The sequence below is a fragment of the Candidatus Avelusimicrobium stercoris genome (assembly GCF_002437085.1).
In the GTDB taxonomy this organism is placed as follows: Bacteria; Elusimicrobiota; Elusimicrobia; order Elusimicrobiales; family Elusimicrobiaceae; genus Avelusimicrobium; species Avelusimicrobium stercoris.
The window spans coordinates 42,629-64,553 of the sequence record NZ_DJOA01000008.1 but is presented as its reverse complement, the minus strand read 5'-3'; the positions used below and the strand labels follow the sequence as shown (position 1 = coordinate 64,553).

22 protein-coding genes are annotated in these 21,925 nt (G+C 39.7%); 13 read left to right on the top strand and 9 right to left on the bottom strand.

The window, feature by feature from the left end:
* Window positions 1-24: 24 nt before the first annotated feature.
* The 7 genes from B2118_RS01285 to B2118_RS01255 form a co-directional block, all read right to left on the bottom strand.
* Window positions 25-1,554 carry a hypothetical protein gene (locus B2118_RS01285; RefSeq protein WP_428052647.1) on the bottom strand — a complete coding sequence of 510 codons (1,530 nt, stop codon included), beginning with the start codon at window positions 1,552-1,554 and terminating at the stop codon, window positions 25-27.
* A 4-nt stretch (window positions 1,555-1,558) separates the two neighbouring features.
* Window positions 1,559-2,452, bottom strand: coding sequence for an HlyD family secretion protein (locus B2118_RS01280; RefSeq protein ID WP_428052645.1), 894 nt, complete (start codon window positions 2,450-2,452; stop codon window positions 1,559-1,561).
* Between the two features lie 10 nt (window positions 2,453-2,462).
* Complete coding sequence (locus tag B2118_RS01275) at window positions 2,463-3,773, bottom strand: TolC family protein (protein WP_428052643.1); 1,311 nt, start codon at window positions 3,771-3,773, stop codon at window positions 2,463-2,465.
* A 313-nt stretch (window positions 3,774-4,086) separates the two neighbouring features.
* Window positions 4,087-4,890, bottom strand: coding sequence for an MBL fold metallo-hydrolase (locus B2118_RS01270; protein WP_428052642.1), 804 nt, complete (start codon window positions 4,888-4,890; stop codon window positions 4,087-4,089).
* A gap of 81 nt (window positions 4,891-4,971) precedes the next feature.
* Window positions 4,972-5,334, bottom strand: a complete 363-nt coding sequence (locus tag B2118_RS01265) for a hypothetical protein (protein ID WP_428052640.1) — start codon at window positions 5,332-5,334, stop codon at window positions 4,972-4,974.
* Window position 5,335: 1 nt separating this feature from the next.
* A complete protein-coding gene (locus B2118_RS01260; protein WP_428052638.1) occupies window positions 5,336-5,758 on the bottom strand; it encodes a GNAT family N-acetyltransferase in 423 nt (140 codons plus the stop codon).
* Window positions 5,759-6,297: 539 nt separating this feature from the next.
* Window positions 6,298-6,735: a thermonuclease family protein gene (locus tag B2118_RS01255; protein WP_428052636.1), complete on the bottom strand. Its 438-nt coding sequence runs from the start codon at window positions 6,733-6,735 to the stop codon at window positions 6,298-6,300.
* Between the two features lie 98 nt (window positions 6,736-6,833).
* Here B2118_RS01255 and B2118_RS01250 point away from each other — a divergent pair, with 98 nt between their 5' ends.
* The 11 genes from B2118_RS01250 to B2118_RS01200 all read left to right on the top strand — a co-directional run bounded on the left by B2118_RS01250 (window position 6,834) and on the right by B2118_RS01200 (window position 18,643).
* Window positions 6,834-8,669 carry a hypothetical protein gene (locus tag B2118_RS01250; protein ID WP_428052634.1) on the top strand — a complete coding sequence of 612 codons (1,836 nt, stop codon included), beginning with the start codon at window positions 6,834-6,836 and terminating at the stop codon, window positions 8,667-8,669.
* A gap of 3 nt (window positions 8,670-8,672) precedes the next feature.
* Complete coding sequence (locus tag B2118_RS01245) at window positions 8,673-11,621, top strand: protein kinase domain-containing protein (protein ID WP_428052632.1); 2,949 nt, start codon at window positions 8,673-8,675, stop codon at window positions 11,619-11,621.
* Between the two features lie 215 nt (window positions 11,622-11,836).
* On the top strand, window positions 11,837-12,748 hold the full coding sequence (locus B2118_RS01240; RefSeq protein ID WP_428052630.1) for a DUF805 domain-containing protein: 912 nt from the start codon (window positions 11,837-11,839) through the stop codon (window positions 12,746-12,748).
* A gap of 10 nt (window positions 12,749-12,758) precedes the next feature.
* Entirely contained in the window at window positions 12,759-13,100 is a 342-nt protein-coding gene (locus B2118_RS01235; RefSeq protein WP_428052628.1) for an ankyrin repeat domain-containing protein, read from the top strand.
* Window positions 13,101-13,704: 604 nt separating this feature from the next.
* Entirely contained in the window at window positions 13,705-14,100 is a 396-nt protein-coding gene (locus tag B2118_RS01230; RefSeq protein WP_428052626.1) for an NYN domain-containing protein, read from the top strand.
* A 10-nt stretch (window positions 14,101-14,110) separates the two neighbouring features.
* Window positions 14,111-15,463, top strand: coding sequence for an ATP-dependent DNA helicase (locus B2118_RS01225; protein ID WP_428052624.1), 1,353 nt, complete (start codon window positions 14,111-14,113; stop codon window positions 15,461-15,463).
* Window positions 15,454-15,678 (top strand): hypothetical protein, encoded by a 225-nt coding sequence (locus B2118_RS01220; protein WP_428052622.1) that lies wholly within the window; start codon window positions 15,454-15,456, stop codon window positions 15,676-15,678. Before B2118_RS01225 ends, B2118_RS01220 begins: the two co-directional genes overlap by 10 nt.
* Before the next feature lie 14 nt (window positions 15,679-15,692).
* Window positions 15,693-16,562 carry a hypothetical protein gene (locus tag B2118_RS01215; RefSeq protein ID WP_428052620.1) on the top strand — a complete coding sequence of 290 codons (870 nt, stop codon included), beginning with the start codon at window positions 15,693-15,695 and terminating at the stop codon, window positions 16,560-16,562.
* A 51-nt stretch (window positions 16,563-16,613) separates the two neighbouring features.
* Entirely contained in the window at window positions 16,614-16,997 is a 384-nt protein-coding gene (locus tag B2118_RS01210; RefSeq protein ID WP_428052618.1) for a DUF2924 domain-containing protein, read from the top strand.
* Window positions 16,994-17,707, top strand: a complete 714-nt coding sequence (locus B2118_RS01205) for a recombinase family protein (RefSeq protein ID WP_428052616.1) — start codon at window positions 16,994-16,996, stop codon at window positions 17,705-17,707. Before B2118_RS01210 ends, B2118_RS01205 begins: the two co-directional genes overlap by 4 nt.
* Before the next feature lie 60 nt (window positions 17,708-17,767).
* On the top strand, window positions 17,768-18,643 hold the full coding sequence (locus tag B2118_RS01200) for a hypothetical protein (protein WP_428052614.1): 876 nt from the start codon (window positions 17,768-17,770) through the stop codon (window positions 18,641-18,643).
* 1,063 nt (window positions 18,644-19,706) lie between these two features.
* On the opposite strand, the gene B2118_RS01195 is transcribed toward B2118_RS01200, so the two are convergent.
* Window positions 19,707-20,174: a DUF4314 domain-containing protein gene (locus B2118_RS01195; protein WP_428052612.1), complete on the bottom strand. Its 468-nt coding sequence runs from the start codon at window positions 20,172-20,174 to the stop codon at window positions 19,707-19,709.
* On the bottom strand, window positions 20,141-20,500 hold the full coding sequence (locus B2118_RS01190; RefSeq protein WP_428052610.1) for a DUF2924 domain-containing protein: 360 nt from the start codon (window positions 20,498-20,500) through the stop codon (window positions 20,141-20,143). The genes B2118_RS01195 and B2118_RS01190 overlap by 34 nt, the downstream gene beginning before the upstream one ends.
* 141 nt (window positions 20,501-20,641) lie before the next feature.
* Here B2118_RS01190 and B2118_RS01185 point away from each other — a divergent pair, with 141 nt between their 5' ends.
* Together B2118_RS01185 and B2118_RS01180 are read left to right on the top strand one after the other, a co-directional pair.
* The gene (locus B2118_RS01185; RefSeq protein WP_428052609.1) at window positions 20,642-21,085 is read left to right on the top strand and encodes a DUF6978 family protein; all 444 of its coding nucleotides are present in this window, start codon (window positions 20,642-20,644) and stop codon (window positions 21,083-21,085) included.
* The gene (locus B2118_RS01180; RefSeq protein WP_428052607.1) at window positions 21,085-21,849 is read left to right on the top strand and encodes a DUF1829 domain-containing protein; all 765 of its coding nucleotides are present in this window, start codon (window positions 21,085-21,087) and stop codon (window positions 21,847-21,849) included. The genes B2118_RS01185 and B2118_RS01180 overlap by 1 nt, the downstream gene beginning before the upstream one ends.
* Window positions 21,850-21,925 lie beyond the last annotated feature (76 nt).

Sequence of the window (21,925 nt, the reverse complement as noted above, 5' to 3'; positions counted from 1 at the left end):
CCGTTACAAGCGGGGCGCTTTTGGCTAGGAGTTTTGTTCGGAAGCGGAATATTTTTTGTAGAAGTTTTTTAGGGATAGGAAACTTTTTGTTGCTCCCTCTTTAAAGTGCGCCAGCGAAATAAGCACCAGCAGCATTACGCCAAAAACCACGCTCCATCCAAAGAGTTCCCGCATCGCGCCCAAGACGGCTTGTAATTGCATTTGCGCCGCATTGAACCCGCCCGTTAAGGTGGCCAAGTGTTTGGAAATCAGTCCGTCAAACGCGCGGCTGTAAATTGCGTCTCCGATAGGCGAGGCAATACCTGTGCGGATGAGGCCCAAAATACACAGTACCTGAAAGAAATTTTTAAACGGGGTTACGGCTTGGCAATAAACCGTCAGCGTAATGTATATCACCAAGTGCCCGAACCCGCAGAAAAAGAGCGGCAAGTAGAGTTTTTCCAAGTTTGTTTGGGGCGAGACCAAGAAATACATTGCGGCCGTATAAAAAATAACTGCGCCCATCCCGATAAACGTCATCAGTTTATACGGGCGGTTTGGTCGGCTTAATGCAAACCAACAGGTAACCGCCCCCGTTAGGGAGCCTGCAAACTCAAATAATTTGGCGGTGGAGAGGTTAATGGCGTCAAACTGCAAAATTCCGCTGGTAAAAATATTTTGCAGTACGCTTTTGGCTTCCAGTAATATCCCCAAAAACAAAAATAACCACAAAATAACGGTTAAATGTTTGGAGCGAAACGAGGAAATATCCAAAAACGGATGCCTAAAATAGTTCATCCGAATCAGCAAAAAGCCGAACGCCAGCGTTGCAGCGCCTAGGGCCGCACGGATATAGGGCGAATGGAGCCAGTTGAGTTGGTTGCCATATTGCGCTACAAAAATAAGCAGCAACAGAAACGCACTCCACGGAATAAACCCGTATCCGTCCAAGCCTAAAAGCGGCATTTTGGGGGCAATGCGGTGCGACTGCATAATAAAATAAGCCGCCAAAAACACCAGCCCCAATAATATCGTGGCCGTATAATGCAGGTATTCCCAGCGGTAATAATAAATAATGCGCACGCAAATTAAGTCAAACAAATTTATTACGCCCAGTACAATAAAAAAGACGAACGATAAAAAGAGCGCAAAATTATGCGTGGGGGCAATCTTGGGCATTAGTGAGGAAAGACACTCAAAGGTGCCCCATAAACGTATTAAACCGCCTACAAAGCATAAAAAGACCAAGGCCAGCAGGTTGTGCACGTGGGGCACAATTAAGTTGCACAGAGCCAGCCCGCACGCGGCGGAGAGCAAACAAGTCCGGTTAGTAAAACGGAATTTCAGCCGGAAGGCCAGCGGAAAGAACATTGTTTGCCCCATCAGCATTGCGTAACTGAGCATTTTAACGTCGTTCATCGTCAGCGATAAGCCGCCGGACATTTGGCTCATTGCGCTGAAATACATCCCGTTGGAAAACTGGAACGCCAACAAAAACAGGATGTATATCCAAAAGCGCAGCGGGTCGGGAATCCAGTCCTTAAAAGATAAAAATCTAAATTTCTGCTCGGTCATAATTTTAGTATTTTACGTTGCACTCCGCGTTCATACCCGAGGCTAACCGCGCCAACTGCCCGGCTTGGTTATTTTGGGTGAAGACAATTTTAACGGGTACGCGCTGTTCCACCTTTACAAAGTTCCCGGCGGAATTGTCTGACGATACGGGCGAAAACTGCGCCCCTGTCGCGCCGGAAATAGCCTCCACTTCACCCTCAAAGGTAACGCCCGGGAAGGCGTCCACGGTTATTTCCACTTTGCTGCCGGGTTTAATGTGTTTGAGTTGGGTTTCGCGGTAGTTGGCCACCACCCATTTGCGGGAACTATCCACCACGGAAACAATTTGTTTGCCGGGCATAACCAGTTCCCCGGTGTTAATGGCCTTGCGGGAAGTAATCCCGTCGCACGGAGCCGTGATAACCGTGTAGGATAAATTGAGTTTGGCTAAGTCCAACGCGGCCTTGCAAACGCCCGTTTGGTTGCCCTCTTCTAGTTTTGCCTTTAAGGTTTTATAATGGGTGGCTACGGCGTCAAACTGTTGGCGGGTAACGGCTTTTTTATCCAGCAGATTTTTGTAGCGCACATAGTCGGCGTGGGCGTTTTCCAGTTGGATTTCCACCTCGTGGCAGTCGGCCTGCGCCTGCGCCAAACGCAAGCGGAATTCGCTGTCCTCAATGGTGGCGAGTACGTCGCCCTTGTGAACAGTTTGGAAGTCCTCAAAATTTACGTCTTTTATAAATCCCTGTACCCGGCTTAAAACGGGGATGATTTCCTGGCGGATTTGGGCGTTGTTGGTGTATTCGCCCCCTAAATGGATAAACAGCGAACCCAGCCACAAAAGCCCGATGACGATAAACGCCGTAATAAAAATATTGGTAATATTCTTTTTGGTACGGATATTTAATTGGTTAAACATAAAAACTCCTTTATAAAATGCCTGAAACGAATTGTAATTTGTAAAAGTTGTAGGTAATGTTGATTTCCGCATTGACGGCTTGCAATTCCGCATCCAACTTTTGGGCCACCGCGTCCAACAGGTCGGTAATCAGTACGAGGCCGTTTTCGTAGCGGTAACTGACGACGTCGTAGTTGCGTTGGGCCAGTTCCACGCTTTTCTTTTTGGTGGCAAGAAGCGAGAAGGCTTCTTGGTAACGGATATACGCGGCTTCCACGGCGAGTCGCAGGTCTTCCTTAGCGGAGGCCTGCTCCTTTTGGGCCTGCGTTAAGGCGAGGTCCGCTTCTTTAATTTTTTTACCCGTTTGATAAAAATTGCCTAAATTATAACGGAGCGCAATGCCTGCCGTCCAATAGTTTAGGTTATTGTCTATGGCGGGGATATCAATCGTAATAGGGCCGTCCAAGTGGTCCGCCGCAAACAAGGCTATCTGCGGATAGCGTTCGGCCTTGGCGGTTTTGCGCAAAATTTGCTGGCGTTTGACGGCGGAATCGGCCAGTTGCAGCACGGCAGAAGCGTCTTGCGCGGTTTTGTGCCAATGTTCTTTGGGTAAATCTGCCCCCTGCGGTTTGTCCGTACTACTAATGCGGATAGTGTCTTGCGCGGGCAGGCCTAGGGCGGAAACTAATTGGTCGTTTAAAATTTGGCGCGTATTTTCCAGTTCAATTTTGGAGTAGCGCAAATTTTGCAGTTGGAGTTCGTAGCGGGTAATATCGTTCTGCAACGCTACGCCCTGTTGGTAACGCTGGCGCATATTATCCAGCATAGTTTCCGTCTGGCGGATATGGCTTTCAAACACTTGTAATTGATTTTGGATTTTATTTAATTCCAAGTAATTGCCCGCTATTAAAAAATGGATTTGGTGTTTGTCCTGCTCATTATTTAAGGCGGCTATTTGCTCTTGGAGTTTGGCCAGTTTTACGGAGTTTCTTATGGCTCCGCCCGCGAAAATAACTTGCGTAACTTCCAAGGCAAAGTTGTTGCCAAAGGACGGTATCGGCGCACTGGTGCGGTGGGAAAAATCCCTGTCCATTATCGTAGCGTCGCCGTTATAACCGACGGATAGGGACAGATTAATGTCCGGCAAATAGGCGTTTTTAGCCGTTTTTACGCCGGAGGATGAGGTTTGTACGGCGACTTGGCTGGCTTGCAACTTTTTATTGTTTTGGTCAGCCAGTTGGAACATTTGTTGTAGGGAAAGCGTATGCGCTTCCGCCCGCGCAGGTAACTCCCACGCGCATAGCGCTGCAACAAGCGCTATGAAAAGGGTATATTTCTTCATAGATAACAGTCTCACTTTAAATTTTTATACAGCAAGGTACTTCTGGTGTGGGAAAAGTGAAACCGTCTCAATTCAGCGGAGCGTACGGATGGACGTGGCCCCAAAGGGACACGACGAATAATTCATTGGTAGAAGGTAATGCGGATGTTATACAAGCCATAATTTTGGACCGGGGGGATTAATGAGCCGCTCCCGGCCGGTTTCAAACGGCAGATTTCTCCGACGGAAACCTATAAAAATTATATCAAAAGGAAAACGCCAAAAGCAATTTTACGTCAATTAAAAAACCGCCCGGTAAGGACGGCTTTTTTAACTAAATTTCCAAACTTTCCAAGTCGTCCGGCACATAAATAGGGCCGGAAAATTCCTTTTTGGCTTCGGCTGTATAAAGCGTCTTACGGGCCGCAAGGTTGTTGTCTTGCGTGTGGTACAAAACCAAGTTTTTGGCTTGAAGTTCCCGGGCTACGCGGGCCGCATCCAAAGCGGTGGAGTGGTGCTTTTCATAGGGCTTAAATTCCTCCCGCTCGTCATACAGACAAAACGCTTCCGACAGTAAATAATCGGCGTTTTGGGCAAAAGACAAACAGGCCGGGTTATACGGTTCATCACCTAGGCATACCAAAATTTTTCCGTCCGGCAGTGTTAAACGGTATCCGAACTGTTTGGCCTTGGTGGATAAAATATCAAAGGCTGTTCCCTTAAAAGGCCCTGCTTGAAAATCGTCTCCGTTTTTTAGGCAGACAAATTTTATGCCGTTATCCAATACTGCCTGCAATTTGGCGGTTAGCGTCATTTGGCAGAAGGTACGCAGTTTCTGTTCGCACTCATCGTGGCAGAAAATAGTAAGCCCTGCGTGTTTGCCGCGCGTGTAGAGCGAGGCCACCATGCGGATGACCCAAATTACGCCTAAAATATGGTCGGTGTGCCCGTGGGTTAAAAACAAATTGCGGATAGAAGATACGGCGATATGTGCCTTTTCCAACTGGGCCAAAATGCCGTTTCCGCCGCCTGCATCCGTGAGGAAAGTCTCTCCCTCGTACTGCAAGGCAAAGCAAGTGTTATAACATTTGGTAACGAGTGCATTACCCGTCCCTAAAAAAGTAATTTTGGTGGTCATAAATAGTATTTTATATTATTTAATGCTTAACAGAACGATGCCTAAAAGGCATAAAGCAAATCCGGTTATGTTGATAAATGATCAGTTTTCTTTATAAATATAAAAACCAATTAAAAGCAAAGCGCTGGCTGTTATAATATTGGCAATTAGACTGCCCTTACTTATATTCCAACCACTTCGGTATAATAATAAATATCCGCCTTCTACGCCCAAGACGGCCAGACCTGATAACCAACTGGAAAAATTAAGTTTTGTAAGTTCGTTTTTGATGGAGTTTGTCTGTGTACAGAACAAGCCTATTAAACAAAGTAATAAAGCCGTAAGATAAGTAACCGTTAATCCAACAAGTGGGCTAGCACTTTTGGGCAGGTTTTTGCTTGACAGGTGGTAGGTGATATTACCGATAACGACCAAAATAAGCGGAAAGAATTTGCCGATTATCATTTTATTCGCCTCCGAGCAATTCCTTTTTCATCCAAATATGCGGACAATACTCATCATAAATAATTTCGCCAAACGGCTTGTAGCCGAGTTTTTGGTAAAAAGCCTGTTTGGATGTTTGTGCCAAAAGCATAACGGTGCGTCCGTGGTTTTGTAAAATGGCGTTTTCTGCGTTTGTTATTATGGCTTGGCCCAAACCTTTTCCACGGTAGGCAATACTTACCGCCACCCGGCCAATGATATAAGTGTTTTGCGTGTTGTAATATCTGGCCGTGGCAACAGGCGTTGTATTTTCATATAACACTAAATGGGTAGCGTGTTGGTCTGTATCATCAAATTCATTTGTAAAATGTTGTTCTTGTATAAAAACCTCCGTTCTTATTTTTTTAGCTTCGTTCGGTAAAGTATTATAAAGACGAATTTTCATAATTTTCTCCTAAAAAATAAAAAGGCATCTAAAAACAACCTTGTGGGGGCTGGATAGCCTTTACCTACGGTTGCTTTTAGATGCCTTCTTTAAAGCGTTCTTATCCGGTGATAAAAACACTTTGTAACTTCATTTTTTATACTATAACAAATTTAGAATAACTTTATCAATAAGTATAGAATTAAATTTTTTCCAACTAAAACTAGTTTATCCTAGGTGCGAAAAAGGGAGGAATACTTGTTGGCACACGCGCGGTAGCGCGGAGGTATCCGACCGATTGAGCACCAACGAAGAAACTGGTTTTAGAAAGAGATACGGTGCTTTTAGTTTCTCTAGCACAATGCTACCATTTTTTTATTGAAGGGACAATAAATGTGTGGTAAGGTTTTATTCTGTTAAACAGAAAATTTACAGGGAAATTATAGAGATTTTCCATAAATTTCTAGTGTTTTATGTAAGGTGCTCCTATACCAGCCTCTTAAATTCCCTAAAATAAAAACAGGGAGCGAACAGGGAAAATATTTATTTTTAAGGATATTTTATTTTGTTTTAGTGCCACCATTGTAAGGTACACCTAGGCTGTTCTTAATGAGTTCTTGTGCTAAACTCTTATTGTTTACTACTACATCACATAGTAAGCGAAAATACTTATCCCGCGTGCAGTTTTGTAAGGAAATCTCGCTATTAGAGAGAATTTCTTGGGTAAAAGTCTTGGCTTGTTTAGCGCGTGCTTTTGTTTCTGGCGTTCCCCCTTTCATTTCGGGACAATCAACTCCTCTTACTCGTACAGGAATATGTTCGCAAAAAATGGCAATATCACAAGATGGAATATCCACATAAAAAGTATCTCCATCGTACACAGATCGTAAAATGACTTGGCGGAAATTTTCGGTGGTTATGTGTTTAGCGTGCACGATGTGCGTACATACTGTTAGTAAAAGTCCAATTGCTATAAATAATATTCTATTTGTAAACATATCATATCCTTAGTAGGGCAGTTTGTTTCTTTATTATAAGGCAAAAAACTGGCGTTTTTTGACAATTTGTATTGAAAATAATATACAATGACTTTATTATGAATCTAGTAATACCTACAAAAAAAGATTTTCAAACCAATTATAAACAGGCAGAATATGCTCTGTTAGAGTATATTGCTTTGGTTGTATTTCCGTGCAACAAAGAGAGCGATGAAAGGGCTTCGCGTTTTTTTGAATTTTGGCAAAGCGGTTCTATTGATTTACAAGAATTTTGGAATATATATGGAGAAATTAATGAACATAAGAAAGAATTTTCGGACTTTTGCATAACCAAAATTGGGAAAGGCGAAGACTGGGAACGAGGTCCGCTCTCGGTGGGTATTTCAGAAGATTTTGACAATGAAGGATATGAATCAGACAATAAAAAAGGAGAAAACAACTTACTGGATGAGGCCACAAATGTAGATGACTTTACACGGAAGTTAAAGGAATTCCTATCGTCATTGCCTAGCAACATTTTTAACAAATTTTTAGTATTTTTCTTGTCCACTCACAATTTTATTGTTGTGAATGCTGCCAAATCTCCTTCGGATATGCCAAAAGAAGTCCGAAAACATATGCCGGAATACAGGGGACATTTAACTTATGAGAAAAAGAAAGAATATCTAGATAAGTTGTATCCTTTTTGGGCTTTGTTGGAGCAAGTTTTAGGTGATAAATATATTTTGTCTGATCAAAAAATCCAGCAACAACAATATGAAAAAATGTACAAGATGGCTCATATTGCAAATTCAAGTCGTGAAAAGAAAAAGTTGGTACAAGTTATAAGTTCTTTTTTTGATAAGTTCCCGAAGCAATTTAAAGAGTTCAAAGAGCCGATTATACAGTCTATTACGCGTGCTCCGCTACAAACAACACTGCAAAAGTTGCCCCAACAAGTAATAAGCCGAAGAGATCAAATGCACATTGCATTGCCGAAAGTATTTAAGGGATGCTTTCAATACGACAAAGAGCGACTATTTTTGATAAGAAATGAGTTTATTAAAATGGAAAAAGTTGCTATGACTGATGCTTATTTAGAACATAGGCGGACCTGTGCCAAGTGTAAACAAGCCGAAGAAGCTATGCGTGAAGTGATGGCATACCGTTATGGCCGCTTGCAAGAAATGATGAATAAGCCGATTTATCCCATTCATTCCCCCAATAATGGCCAAATAAGCGGGGCAAATACTAAAGGATTAGTGCGTTATTATACAGAGCGTTATCATAAAATTCCGTGTGAATTGCACAAATACTATTTGGCCTTGGCATATAAGCAAAATGGGGATTTGGACAAATCTAAAAATTTACTGGCATCTAATAAAACCGGTGCCCCTGCCGAAAATTTAACTATGGGAGCGGTCATATCCGTATATTGTGCTTGCGGTAAAGAGGATGAATACCATTTGAATGCTTTGCGTTCCCCTAAAATTGCTATTGGACGGTTAGATAAAGAGGAACCCTTGGACATTCCGCAAATTAATGTATGTCAGCCGGATGCTCTAGTTATGTCTCGCGATATGTTAACTCTGGAATATCAGGCGAACAGGCAAGATTGGTTGGTGTGCCCTAAGCAAGAGCAAGAAGGAAACTTATGGTTTTTATCCCAAGATAAATTATTTGATTTACTAGAAAGGCAAATAGGTATAGCCGAAGAACTGAATATTGATTATGCGGAAAATTTTGAACGGCTGACGCAAAATGTATGGTTATCAGATATCGCGGGGATTGGAATGTTTTGGAAAGGGAGCGTATCGTTTGAGGGAAAATTGCTACAAGGAGTAAACCACCCCTTATTAGGGCGGCTACCGGTGGGGTGGTATATAGAAGTAAAAGCGCACCGCCGCAATAAAACGATTATGAAAAGTTTTGCCGACAAATCGTTTGTAGAGTAAGTTATGCCTAAAACGCAATATATACAACAAAAAGAGAATTTCCAGCGCTTGTTTATGAAGCGCGGGGATATTTTATCGGAATTTTTTGAAATATCCGATAAAGCCCGCGATGGTGGTATGGGGGATGTATTTTTCTGCCGTGACAAACGAGATAACAAGTTTTATGTGTTGAAGACATTTAGGAAAATTCAAGAAAGCAAAGATAATTGCAATTTGAAAAATTTTGATAAAGAGGCCCTGGCCTCCTTGCAAATGCCTCGTTTGCCTTATGTGGTATATACAAAAACGCTTATTGCGGATGGGCTGAGACAATATTTAGTAATGGATTTTATCGGGGAACCACCCCGTAATTTGAATGAAATAGTTCAAGGAAAAACGCTTTCGCGGGTTTTAGAAAGTACTAAAATAGAGTATAAACAATCATTGATTTGGGCTATTGAGTTTTGCCGTGGTATGCACAATTTGCATAAGTATGGCATTGCTGTACATAAGGATATTAAGTTGGATAACATTTTGTTAGCATCTGATAATAGTATTCGTATTACAGATTTTGGCCTTGCCGTGTTGGATAAAAAAGGGGGGACAAAAGGATATCTGCCACCTGAATATCGTGAATCTTCTGAATTAACAGAGCAAAGTGATATTTATTCTTTCGGAATAGTGTTATATCAATTGTTTTTTAATACTTGTTCGGTTAAAATAGACAAAGAACGAGTAGAAAAAAATCGTCTGTTACAAAAATGCCTGAAGACTAATCCGAGAGAACGTTATCAACATTTTTCTGATTTAGAAAAAGACCTACAAAAAGAATTAAAACAAAAATTTCCCCAGTACAAATTTGCTGCTATGCCTGATTTAACCACAACAGCAGATGATTACTTTTTTAAAGGCCTAGGTTTATATATTTTAGGCTTCCGGCAAGATAAGGAACCTCAAATCCTACAAACCGCAGAAAAATTATTAAGTAAATCTATAAGATTAAATGTTCATAATGCAGCGGCGCATTATTATCGTTCTTGCGTTATATCAGCGTTGTATCCTGTGGCGGCGTATACTATTACCCATCTGAATAGCGGTTTTATCCTTGGCAAAGAGGAGTCTAAAGCACTTGGCAGAATAAAACGCGATGAAAAATATGCCCAACAATATAGTGCCTTTTATGCTAATCTTATAGAATTAGAGCGTTACCGTACGCAAAATCCAACAATACCTTTTGTTTCTTTTTTACGGAGATTCAAACGACATTTCGCTCAATTTCCTAGTGACCCGTATTTAACTAATAATTTAGGTTTTTTTGAAACAAAACAAGGAAATTATAAAAAAGCCATTGAACTGTTTACAAAGGCCATTCAATTGCAACCCAATTATATGGTGGCATACGCAAACCGGGCAACTATATATTTATTATTAAATCAAGAAGAAAAAGCCTTAAAAGATTGTGCAAAATATACACAATTACAGCAAAGTACAAAATTTTTTATTCCAGAAACGTTATTTTATGGAATTTATGTGGAAATTTTTAGGTGGTATTGTTGGAAAAAAGAATATAAAAAGGCATATGCTTGGTATGAAAAACACTTGGATTTGTTTCCAAATATCACGACAGAACAAAGTTGCAGAATGCTCAGCCAAGTTCGTTTGTATATCCTTCATCATCGTTTAACTCATTTATCATCTAACTATGATAAAAAGGAAGTCCTTAAAGAATATCGGACTTTTTGGCAATTGTATAAGCAAACCCAACAAGAGAAAATTGATGTTAATTTAGAGGATTGGTTTAGTTCGGAAGAAACACAAAGTTTACAACTTAGCAATAAGGGTTTTCGTTCTAAAATATTGGCAAGACCTGTCATTTTTAATCGTATCTGTATAACGCATTCGACTGCTTCCGTTTTTAATGAAATGGGATATGATATCGCAGGGTGGAAGCATAATGTGCAATGTGTTAGACCGCATCCTTTACAGCAGGCTCTTTCGTATTTTGAGAAGGCTATTGCTGCGGACAAAACCTATGCCCCCGCCTATTATAACCTAGCCCGTGGGTATCAAGAAAGTAAAAAATATGCAAAAGCCATATCGGCCTACACCCAAGCTCTTGAATTAGCACCTGAGCAGGCCTATTCCTATCAACCCCGATGTGCCAGATATATGCAATCAATATATGAAATAGTATTTGCAGGGGTTAACTGGAAAGTTTTGGCTAGTCGGAGGGGAATAGGTGATTTAATACCATTACCTAAAAATGAAAAAATTCAATATTCTAGCCACTATATTGGGGGGCATTTAATAGTTGATACAAAATATAAATGGGATTCTAAGTATAAAAATCCGATATATTTTACTGTGCTTGGAAAGGCCAGCGTGTATTTTCGACTTGGTAAGTATAATAAAGCGTTATATTATTTCAAAAAAACAGAGCAATTAGAAGCACCGGCTCTTTATTCACTAAAAGGTGCCTGTTTTTATAAATTGAACCAGTATCAAGAAGCCTTAAATTGTTTTCTTAATGGGTTGAAAAATACGCGAGAACATGCCTGTTCTAATGCGAATATTGCTTTATGTTATGATAAGTTAGGAAATTCAAAAAAAGCGAAAACATATAAAGCCAAAGCTAAAGCCGAAACCGAAGCCAAAGAATCTTATATTTTGAAAATTCTTCCCGGTTATTTTGAATCTCGCTATAAGTACTGTTTAGAAAATGGCGCATTGTTTAGTTTGGCGGACCTTCCTGTAGAGGCTGCGGATGGGACTCTTTTTGTTGATAATGCCTATTATCAGCGCGCTGAATGCTACTTTGCGCTCCGAAATTATAAAGCAGCTCTACAAGATTACGCAAAAGTTTTGCATTCAAGTAATAGTTTTCCTGCTGCCGTTATTCCAAAATTTATTTTGCAAGTTGAAAAAAAGATAACTGCTTGTGAAGAAGAATTAAAACTTACATCTAAAAAGTAATCTTAATTTATTTGTAAATTTCCTATACAACTGTCAAAAAATGCCAGAAAGCCCCTATTAATGAGGGGCTTTCGTATTTTATTGATACCTCACAGAATTCCACGAGGTCTACAATTAGGGCGTTTTATATGAAAAAAATAGGTTTTGTATAAACAAATTGTCAAAAAATGCCAGATTTATTTATTAAATAGTAAACCAATGAAAGGAGAAAACGTATGTTTATAGAGGCGTTAAATCATTTTTTTGATTGGGAGGGTCGTATTTGCAGAAGGCAATTTTTGTTTTTATTTATCTTATCCATTGTTGCAGGGTGCGTACTTATGAGTATGTGGGGGAATGGCAGTTATGGGGTAATACTGGTGGGAATTTCTCTACTTTTAATTCCCAATTATGTGAAACGTTTGCATGATATCGGGTGGTCTGGTTGGCTTATTGTCTTGTCATTTATTCCGCTTGCTGGGATGATTCTGTTTTTATTGATGTTGATATTAGGCGGCACAGATGGGCCCAATGAATATGGCCCAGATCCCCGGGAACCTAAAAAATATACAGTTCCTCCTGTGGCGCGCAAAACAGTCGGGCAGAAACAGACTTCTTCAGCAGAAGAATTTCAAATGTTGGGAGACGGTTTGGCAGAATTTATTTTATTGGTTACCGATAAAGATGTTCTTGTGAAAAGTTGGCAAGAGAAATTAGAGATGCGCTATTTGCTGTTAATGGAAACGGACCGGTTACTCTTTTTGAATTTTGGAAAAGGCCGCGAGCCAATTATGGCAGAGGTATTGAAACGAGTTCTTTTAAAAAGCAGTACAAACGAAAAGACATTTAAAAAAGTAATTGATGAATATCATAAACGTATTCCTGTCTATATGGCATGCAGGGAACTGATTGGTGAAAACGGCTGTCAAACGGGAACCCGTGTATTTGCATTAAGTCATTTTCTGCAGAAGGCTCGTGGCAAAACGACAGGAAAGGATATGACGAGTGTGATAATTGGAAAAAGAAAATTAAAGGCCGAAGATACACCAGAATTTTTGGATTTTTTTGAGGCAATTCCGTTAGCAGTGGGTGTGTCACAAAGTGTAATCAGCATTAAAAATATTATTGATAAATTCAAAGGAAAATGAGGAACCTGCTATGTTTTTATTGTTAGTAATACCCGTTTTAATCGTTATATGGTTTGTTTATATAGTTAGACTCTCATATTGCAATATGAAACTATTGGATTATGCTGCTATGGGGGAGGTATATTGTGTGCGTGACTTCTTGCGCACTCGGGCAGATATAAATGCACATGATCCCAATGGCAAAACCCCTTTAATACTGGCTTCTCAAAATGGGCATATTGATATTGTGAAATTATTGCTGGAGGCGGGAGCGAATCCTCATTTAACGGATAATATGGGTTTAGATGCGAAATATTATGCACTACAGAGTTTCCGCCCAGATATTGCGGCTTTAATTGAGGAGTATATGTGATTTAAAACGCAGTGGACAGCGAAAGAAAGGGCTTTGGCTGAATATGCGTCTTCACATATTACTAGGCAACGGATGCTCCAAGGTTTATTGCACCAGGAACGGTCCGATACAGAAGGGCGACTGGAAAATAGCCTTGCTTGTTATCCCAGTATGGGTATTTATAGCTGTACGGTATTTTCATATTTAGTGTGTCAGAAACTGCCCCAAATGTGCAATTAATTTTCTGCAGGGGAAGGAAACCTTGAGTTTGTTAATTGCCCCTAAATTTCAATTAACAGCGGGTTTTACGGAAACTGTCGGATTTAAGTATGCAATTGGTTCAGTGGAAACCTGAAATTACTGGTTATATGCGTACAATTATAAAAAGCGACTCCTTCCGTAATAAGAGCCGTGAACTAGGCCAATAGAGGGTTCCGGTAGGGCGTCGGCCAAGCATATTTTATTCCACTGCTTGGTGCCTAGTAGCCAATTTTTATGAATACAATGTCATAAAATGCCAGTTTTGTGCTTATAGTGTAGGGGGCCACACCCGATAGGGAGTAATCCCATAGTTGGCATATCTTAGTATTACCCTTAACAAAAGGGGATAAATAAGGAGAACGCCATGACCAGTCTTATCATTGATGGTTCCAATGTGATTCGTTCAGTTTACAGCCCTCAAGGAACCCCTAATTTAGCCTTAGAAGCCGAATTATCAGACCAGTTGGTTAATTACCTTTCTGGTTTTAATGCGGATGATTCTCGTACGATTGAATGCTATTTTGATGGCTTCAAGCGTGCGATTGCAAGGCCGGATGGAATGAGCGTATTTTTTTCAGCACGCCACAAAGCCGATAAACTCATTGTAAATTCCATTTACGAACATACGCAACAATATGCGCACCAAGTTTGTGTAATAACGGCAGATAATGAAATTATTAAAGCCGCTCGCTCTTGTGGCGCACAGGTGCAATATACTTATGCCTTTTTAAAAGGTTTTTGGTCTTATATTAACTTCTAAGGAGAACTTTATGACAAAACAAATTCTTTCTACTAAATTGCAAATGACTGACGAAATTAAACAAGCCATTTATCACATTAACCACGGGGATAATGTATTTATTCATGGCCGCCCAGGAACAGGGAAATCTACCTTTTTAAGGGGGTTACGCAATTTCTTAAGTGTAAAAAGTAAAAATGCTATGTTTGTAGCACCAACAGGCATAGCCGCCTTGAATATTCAGGGGCAGACGATTCATTCTTTTTTTCATCTCAATCCCAGTGAAATCCATGCACCGTTGGATTATGCTAACCGTAATACCTTGCGTACGGCATGGAAAAATTTAGATATTTTAGTTATTGATGAAATTTCTATGGTTCGGGCAGATATTTTTGATAAAATGAACGAACGCTTGCAGGAAGTATTAGAAGATGACCGGCCTTTTGCACATAAACAAGTAATAGTCGTGGGGGATTTGAACCAATTGGCCCCTATACTAAATGAGAAGTCCAATTTGTTGCAAGATAAATTATGCAAAGAGGAATATAATACGGCGTATGTGTTTGAGGCGAAATGTTGGAAGGATATGGCTTTTAAACATATATTCTTCACCAAGATTTTCCGTCAAACTGACCAAGAATTTATAACCCATTTAGCGGCGTTGGAATCGCCGTATGGTGAAAATTTTACCAACGCTCTTGCGTATTTCAATAAACGTGTGACGGATAAGCGCCCGAAAGATGCGGTTTGTTTGTGCGCGCGTAAGATAGATGCAGAAAAAATTAACAAATCTGAACTAGATAAACTTCCGCAACCCATTTATAAAATCCCGGCCTTTCAGAGTAGCCGCTACGATAATGATTGGAAGGAAGCAAATTGTCCGGCCCCAAAGGTGTTGTATTTGAAAATTGGTGCGAAAGTGATGTTTGTGCGCAATGACGAAAATAAACGCTTTGTAAATGGCACAATCGGCTATGTTAAAAGTATTAATCTCCTAAAAGAGCATACCATAAAAAGTATCACTGTGCAAATTAACAAAGACGTAGAAGCCGAAATACATGGTTACATTTGGTACAAAATGATATTGAATAAAAAGACGGGACGGCAGGAAAAGGATTTGGGTAATTTCTTTTGTCAATTCCCCATTCAACTAGCATGGGCCACTACTATCCATAAAGCACAGGGAATGACGTTTGATTCTGTTTATGTGGATTTAGGAGAAAAAGGTGCTTTTAGTACAGGGCAAACCTATGTGGCTTTAAGTCGGGTTCGTTCATTGGATGGCTTATGGCTTAAAAATCCACTTCAGGCAACAGATATTTTATCTAATCCGGCCGTAGAAAAATTTTACAAAGACATAAAAGGAGAAAAATTATGGAATTAGTGGGTGGAATCGGCGTATTTATCTTGCTGATTGTGGGCGGACTACATAGTATGCTGCCTCAACATCACAAATTTCGCATGGGCATTTGCATTGGTTTAGCAGTTGGCCTTTGCTTTACCGGAACAATTCATGGCGTTTTGTTAGCCATTGGATTAATATTTGCGGAACTGATTGTGAATAAAGTTATTTCCTGTTGGAAAAATATATCATTATAAAGAGGGCAATCCCTATGAAAAGAACATTTTTTCTTGTTTGGATGAGTAGTTTATTTATTGTTGCGTGTGGAAAAACATTACCGACAATAGATAGTCGCACGCCGGAAACATATAAGACATCACTAGAGCAAGTGAGTCAGTCCGTGCCACCAGAAAAAAAATATAATTTTAGTTTCTCTATCAGTGTATTGGCCTTAAAATCTCTTAAAGAACAGGTTGTTAATGGCGTTATACCAACGGATAGAGCGCAAGAGGAGCAGAATGAGAGAGCGTTCCAAAAATCCTTACACGGCCTTAATTATCAACAAATTCTGGCACGGGCCAATCAACTTATGAAATCTGCCGTGGAAAGAGCCGAAGAACAATATGCGGAAGCCTTGGAACAAGCTATTTATGATATTGTAGCCGCGAAAAAAACTAAAACGGAATTGGCTAAAATCATCATAAGTGAAAAGTCCATAGATAGTAAAAATTTATCTATGAATTTAGAAAATAAAACAAATTCTTCGCTAAAGAAACTTTTATTGGTTGGGATGGTTTCTCCTGCGGAGAATTCCTTGCCAGATACACGGGTTGTATTTATTGATTTTGAAAAACCGCTTGCTCCAAAAGAAATTAGAACCGTTATAATTCCATTAAAAAATGAGAATGGCTGGGAGCCGACGGATTACTTGGCGATTCCTAGAATTACTTTAGATATTATCTGTGCTGAAGATATAAAGAAAAAAGTTGTAATTAATAAAAAATTGGCCGACGCCTTTGGAGAATATGTGAAACTCAAGAGGAATTACCAAGAGTTACAACCATTATTGCAAAGACAGGACGACTGGGTGTCTGTTTTTACGGTAGACAATATTTCCAAAGGATTTTTTCCACTTCAATAATATTGTTTGACTTCCTTGGCATTATAAGCGGTAATGTGTATAGGAGAGAATATGCCGAACTATACACATTTAACCGCCCGGGAATTAGAGTTTAAATGGCTGGAGTTAATAGGCCGTCCTGTACCGTCAATCGGACGAGGTTTAGTTATTAAATACTTGTTATGGTATGAACAAGCCAAGCGTGAGAAGATTTCTCCGCTTGGCTTGTTTCGTGAAGTGGCCCGAGCCGTTAAGGGAACAGACAAACACCCCAAATCTACCTTAGAAATAGGCTCAAAACTAATCCGTTCCTACCAAGGACTCAAATACGAAGTAGAAATCGTCCCACAAGGGTATCTGTATGAGAACACACTCTATAAAAGCCTATCCGGGGTCGCCAAAGCCATTACAGGTAAGAGTTGGAACGGAAATGTATTCTTTGGAGCGAAGAAATGAGAGACAAGAAAATACATTGTGCCATCTATACGCGCAAATCAACGGAAGAAGGATTAAAACAAGAGTTTAATAGTTTACAAGCCCAGCGGGAAGCGTGTGAATCCTACATTAAGAGCCAAAAGCACGAGAATTGGCAATTATTGCCTAATGAGTATGATGATGGCGGGTATTCAGGCGGCAATATGGAAAGGCCGGCCCTAAAACGACTACTCCAAGATGTTCAAAACGGTCTTGTTGATATTATCGTTGTTTACAAAATAGACCGATTAACCCGCAGTTTAATGGATTTTAGCAAGATAGTAGAGGTATTAGATAAGCACAATGCCTCGTTTGTATCTATTACCCAACATTTTAACACCACTACCAGTATGGGGCGACTTACGCTCAATATGCTTTTATCCTTTGCCCAATTTGAGCGGGAAGTAACAGGGGAACGCATAAGGGATAAGATTAGCGCAAGTAAGAAAAAAGGTATGTGGATGGGCGGCAAACCGCCGCTGGGGTATTACCGTAAGGATAAAAAGATATATCCTGATGAAGGAAAAGCAAAACTTGTTACCGATATATTCCAAAAATATGTAGAACTCAAAAGTACCACACTCCTAAAAAACTGGCTCCAACAGCAAGGACATAATATATCCGTAGGGAACTTAACCTGTATTTTGCGCAATAAAGCCTATATTGGTTTAGTAGGCCATAAAGGGACATGATATCAGGGGGAGCACCAAGACATAATCCCCATAGAACTATTTGAACAGGTCCAAGCAGTAATGGCGGACAACCGTATTAATCGTCAGCATTATGACCCAAAGAAAAGCCTTTTGTCCGGCAAACTATATGATGATAAAGGCAACGCTATGAGCCCCAGTTGGAGTACAGGTAGTAGCGGTAAAAAGTACCGCTATTACATAAGCCAAGCCATTATCCGCAAAGAGCCAAATAAACTAGGCAAAATCGGGAAAGTCTCTTTGCCACTACTGGAAAACTTTATAGATAGTTGGTTTGAGCGTTTCTTGCGTGAAAAGTCTAAAATACATTTGTATATCCAACATTTTGAAGTTGCTAAGCAGAAAAAAATATTAAAACTTTTATCTTCCTATACCATAACCCGGAGCATAGAAAAAGCATTGATTAAGCGCGTTCAATTAAGCCCACACAAAGTAGAGATAACCTTGCATACAGAGCAAGTAGTAGAACTATTTAATGCTATCTATGAAAACCGGGAAATGCGCTTGTTCAAACCAGAAGAATTAAAACAGGAAAGTTCCTATACAGAGATGTATCACATTGGCACGATAGATAACGGGGCTAAAATAATTATAGGGCAATTTACAAAGCCAGATAAACAGCAAACAAAAAATCTTACCAAAATACTAGCGCAATCATTTAAGTGGCATCAAGATATATTAAATGGTGCTAGTGCACAACAAATCGCTAAACAAGAAAAAGTATCGTATCAATATATCATTCGGCTACTTAATTTGAGTTTCCTCTCTCCGCGAATTATCCGTGCTATCCTAAACGGTACCCAATCGGCTGATTGTACCCTTAAAAAATTACTCTCAATAAAAACCTTAAATTGGCAAGAACAAGAGGAAATTCTCTCCAAAAGTGTTGTCAGCATAAAATCCAATAAATTTGTATAAAACCCAAAATAGGTTCTGAAATACTATGCTATCGGTTGTTTATAAAAAAATCCCCGTCGGGAGTTAAGCCTAACGGGGATAAATGCTAATTATTGACAACTACAATACGGAGAGGGAGGGATTCGCCCTGCATAAATTTCCTGACGGAAATTTTGCCCGGGCCCGCCCTCATTGTGTTCGCCTTTCGGCCAATGGCCTCAAACTCACACCACATTGCGGGCTTCAAATCCCTGTGGCATAAAGTCATTTATGCCGCACCTCATATTTTCATAGAAATCAAAAATCCTGCTCCCGCAGGGTTTTCAATTTCTACGGAGTGTGTAGTTTGCTCAGCAATATGCTGTTAGTTTTTTGTGCCAAATTCCCTGATATGCAGGGAAAATACAGGGAAAATGTTAATTTTTAGGGTTTTTTGAGCCATTTTTTGCCCTGTTTCCCCTATACAACTTGTATAAATTCCCTAAAAACAAAACAGGGAATTAATAGAAAATTTAGCCAAAAATTCTTAATTCCAACTCTGTTTTCAGGAATTTATAATTGTTGTAATTTAAATGCCTTGAATAAGAGGTAAAATCTTTCAATTTTGCTTTGGAAGAATTAAAGCCAATGTGGACTAGAAAAATGCCAAGACTCCTTGTGAGGTTTGCTAGTACATTCGCTTGCTGTAGGCAATAGTAAAAGGGATTAGATTAATTTCTAGCCCCTATTTATATAGGCATCTAGTGCTTCCAGTAATCCACATGTGCTACAGATTTCCGTCTTGTTATCCTTCCGGCTTATAGCAGGGTAACCTACCATGTATCGGCCACAGTTTGGGCATTTTCGGCGTGTCTTGGGCATATTTAACCTCGGTTGGTATGTAGATAGGTCATTACCGCGTAAACATTTTTTATGCGCTCTGCGGTGCAATCCAATCCATACAAGCTCCCCATTATCAGGTTTTGGTCCGGATGTGGCAATACCGTCCTTGGCGTCCTTTACTCTTTCGTTTAGGTCCTTTACCAACCCCTGCAATACTTCATAGGAATGTTTGATTACTTCTAATTTCTCTTTTTCGGTCATATTACGCTGTTCTCCGTTTATTTTTTTTATTACCAAACACATTTAATAATTGTTCTTGTGCTGTGGTATTTGGCTCGCAGGTTTCAAAGTTGCTAAAAAACTCCCACGCGCCATCATTTTTCCGAATGTAGGTGCTTGCCTTTGTAGGAGTATCAAAACGGACTATATGTCTGAGGTCTAGGCTATTCCCAATCTTATCTTCTGCGTGTACGGTATATGTCCAACTAACGCATTTTAATCCGTTTATCTTCCGGCATGTATCCTCTCCTAGTACCACTCCCAATTTACTTCCATTATCCCAGTCCACCATAATGGTCCCGATATCGTCCACTCCGGTTACAGTGCCTTGTGTCCCTATGGGCGGGGCCTGTATATCGTCCATTTGAACAAGCACCACGCGCGAGCCTTTGGGATATGCGGCGCGGAGTATTTTTACTAATTCTGCGAGGGGTTTTTCTTGGCGGTCCATTTTGCTATCTCCTTGTAGAAAAATACATAACCCGATATGGGGTACTCCGTAATGGCTATGGCAAGTCCGGAAAGGGATTTATAGCACTTCCCTTCCCAATACAAACCGTCTGATTTTACCTCTATCATTAGGTCCTTGCCCTTAAACTTTTTAATGAATGTGGTTCCAATGGCGGGTAATCTGGGGTTATTTGGCTTTTTAAGTATGGTGGGGTTAGCAATTACGCTTTCTAGAGTGGCCTTAATGGGCGTTACTCTTGCGGCACAGGTGATGGATTGCGTTTTAGTCTTTGAGCTTTTACTACAAGCAGGCTTTTTCTTTGGCATTTTCGTTCTCCTATAAGTTTGCATTTCTATTCGGAGATTTCGTCCCGTACTACATATACGCTCTTATAGGGGAGAGAAGTCAAGTGATATAAGATAAAGGAATTTTTTCTAAATTCAATATGGATTTGATACAATAAAAATATGGCTGAGATAAATTTAACCCAACAAGAAGCTGACAAGTTAATCGGTATGGATAAATTTTTGACCGACACGACTAATATTACGTTGCCCATTGCTGGAGAGAAACTCACATTAGGTTGCTTTTCTCTTAATAAACGAGAGGAATTCGTATTAGACTGTTTCAGAGGAACTATTAAATTAAGCAAAGTTACGCATCAAATGAGAGCACGAAAAGTTGTTCCACTAGTCCGTTTAGATATAGATGCAGCGCCTCATCAAAATCCAGATGGAACGGAAGTAGGAAACACATACCTACACATTTATAGTGCAGATTATGCCGATAAATATGCGGTTGCCGTCCCAAACACATTTACGAATCTAGCAGATATAGCTCAAACTTTAATAGATTTCATGAAATACTGCAATATAAAAAATACTCCTCAGATAAATGGAGGATTGTTTTAATGGATTCAGCAAAAAAATTAATAGAAAAGTACTACTTCTGGTTGCAAGACAAAACCTTTTTAAAAGATTTTGGGGAATGGACCGAAATTACTACTCCATTTTTAGATCGCCACAATGATTATATTCAGATCTATCTTAAAAAAGAAGGGGATGAATATATTTTGTCTGATGATGGATATACAATTAATGATTTAATCAGCTCTGGATGTGTTTTGGACTCTCCCAAGAGACGTAAACTTATAGATCTAACCTTAAACGGATTCGCAATAAAGAAAGATGATAAAAATTGTTTATTTGTCAGATCGAATTTTGACACTTTGCATATTAAAAAGCATTGCTTAATACAGTCGATACTAGCAATCAATGATTTATTCTACTTGGCAAAAGCACATGTTTCCAGTTTGTTTTTTGAGGATGTAAAAAATTGGTTGGACATGTCTGATATTCGAAGTACCGAAAATGTTATTTTCAAAGGGAAATCTGGATTCGATAGAAAATTCGATTTTGTTATTCCTAAATCAAAGAATGCTAACGAAAGAATTTTGAAAGTAGTTAATAACTTTAATAAAAACTCAGCAGACCTATTTATCGTAGAATGGTTAGATACAAAAGATATTAGACCAAATAAAGCAAATGCTTATATACTAGCAAATGATAATGAAGAAGAATTGTCCCCTCAAGTAATTGATGCACTTCGAAATTACGAAATAAATACGATCCCTTGGTCAAAAAGAGATTCGCATGTTGAAATGTTACGTGTGTAGCAAGATATATTCTTTCATAAAGGTTTGCATTTCCTAACAAGCTGATAAATTCCTACTAATCACATATAGATTTGAT

Bases quoted from the DNA above. Each gene is read 5' to 3' on its own strand.
- B2118_RS01255 (WP_428052636.1), bottom strand. From the start codon at position 6,735: ATGTTTACAAATAGAATATTATTTATAGCAATTGGACTTTTACTAACA.
- B2118_RS01225 (WP_428052624.1), top strand. From the start codon at position 14,111: ATGACAAAACAAATTCTTTCTACTAAATTGCAAATGACTGACGAAATT.
- B2118_RS01285 (WP_428052647.1), bottom strand. From the start codon at position 1,554: ATGACCGAGCAGAAATTTAGATTTTTATCTTTTAAGGACTGGATTCCC.
- B2118_RS01280 (WP_428052645.1), bottom strand. From the start codon at position 2,452: ATGTTTAACCAATTAAATATCCGTACCAAAAAGAATATTACCAATATT.
- B2118_RS01180 (WP_428052607.1), top strand. From the start codon at position 21,085: ATGGATTCAGCAAAAAAATTAATAGAAAAGTACTACTTCTGGTTGCAA.
- B2118_RS01220 (WP_428052622.1), top strand. From the start codon at position 15,454: ATGGAATTAGTGGGTGGAATCGGCGTATTTATCTTGCTGATTGTGGGC.
- B2118_RS01185 (WP_428052609.1), top strand. From the start codon at position 20,642: ATGGCTGAGATAAATTTAACCCAACAAGAAGCTGACAAGTTAATCGGT.
- B2118_RS01210 (WP_428052618.1), top strand. From the start codon at position 16,614: ATGCCGAACTATACACATTTAACCGCCCGGGAATTAGAGTTTAAATGG.
- B2118_RS01270 (WP_428052642.1), bottom strand. From the start codon at position 4,890: ATGACCACCAAAATTACTTTTTTAGGGACGGGTAATGCACTCGTTACC.
- B2118_RS01195 (WP_428052612.1), bottom strand. From the start codon at position 20,174: ATGGACCGCCAAGAAAAACCCCTCGCAGAATTAGTAAAAATACTCCGC.
- B2118_RS01265 (WP_428052640.1), bottom strand. From the start codon at position 5,334: ATGATAATCGGCAAATTCTTTCCGCTTATTTTGGTCGTTATCGGTAAT.
- B2118_RS01215 (WP_428052620.1), top strand. From the start codon at position 15,693: ATGAAAAGAACATTTTTTCTTGTTTGGATGAGTAGTTTATTTATTGTT.
- B2118_RS01275 (WP_428052643.1), bottom strand. From the start codon at position 3,773: ATGAAGAAATATACCCTTTTCATAGCGCTTGTTGCAGCGCTATGCGCG.
- B2118_RS01235 (WP_428052628.1), top strand. From the start codon at position 12,759: ATGTTTTTATTGTTAGTAATACCCGTTTTAATCGTTATATGGTTTGTT.
- B2118_RS01240 (WP_428052630.1), top strand. From the start codon at position 11,837: ATGTTTATAGAGGCGTTAAATCATTTTTTTGATTGGGAGGGTCGTATT.
- B2118_RS01250 (WP_428052634.1), top strand. From the start codon at position 6,834: ATGAATCTAGTAATACCTACAAAAAAAGATTTTCAAACCAATTATAAA.
- B2118_RS01200 (WP_428052614.1), top strand. From the start codon at position 17,768: ATGGCGGACAACCGTATTAATCGTCAGCATTATGACCCAAAGAAAAGC.
- B2118_RS01230 (WP_428052626.1), top strand. From the start codon at position 13,705: ATGACCAGTCTTATCATTGATGGTTCCAATGTGATTCGTTCAGTTTAC.
- B2118_RS01190 (WP_428052610.1), bottom strand. From the start codon at position 20,500: ATGCCAAAGAAAAAGCCTGCTTGTAGTAAAAGCTCAAAGACTAAAACG.
- B2118_RS01245 (WP_428052632.1), top strand. From the start codon at position 8,673: ATGCCTAAAACGCAATATATACAACAAAAAGAGAATTTCCAGCGCTTG.
- B2118_RS01205 (WP_428052616.1), top strand. From the start codon at position 16,994: ATGAGAGACAAGAAAATACATTGTGCCATCTATACGCGCAAATCAACG.
- B2118_RS01260 (WP_428052638.1), bottom strand. From the start codon at position 5,758: ATGAAAATTCGTCTTTATAATACTTTACCGAACGAAGCTAAAAAAATA.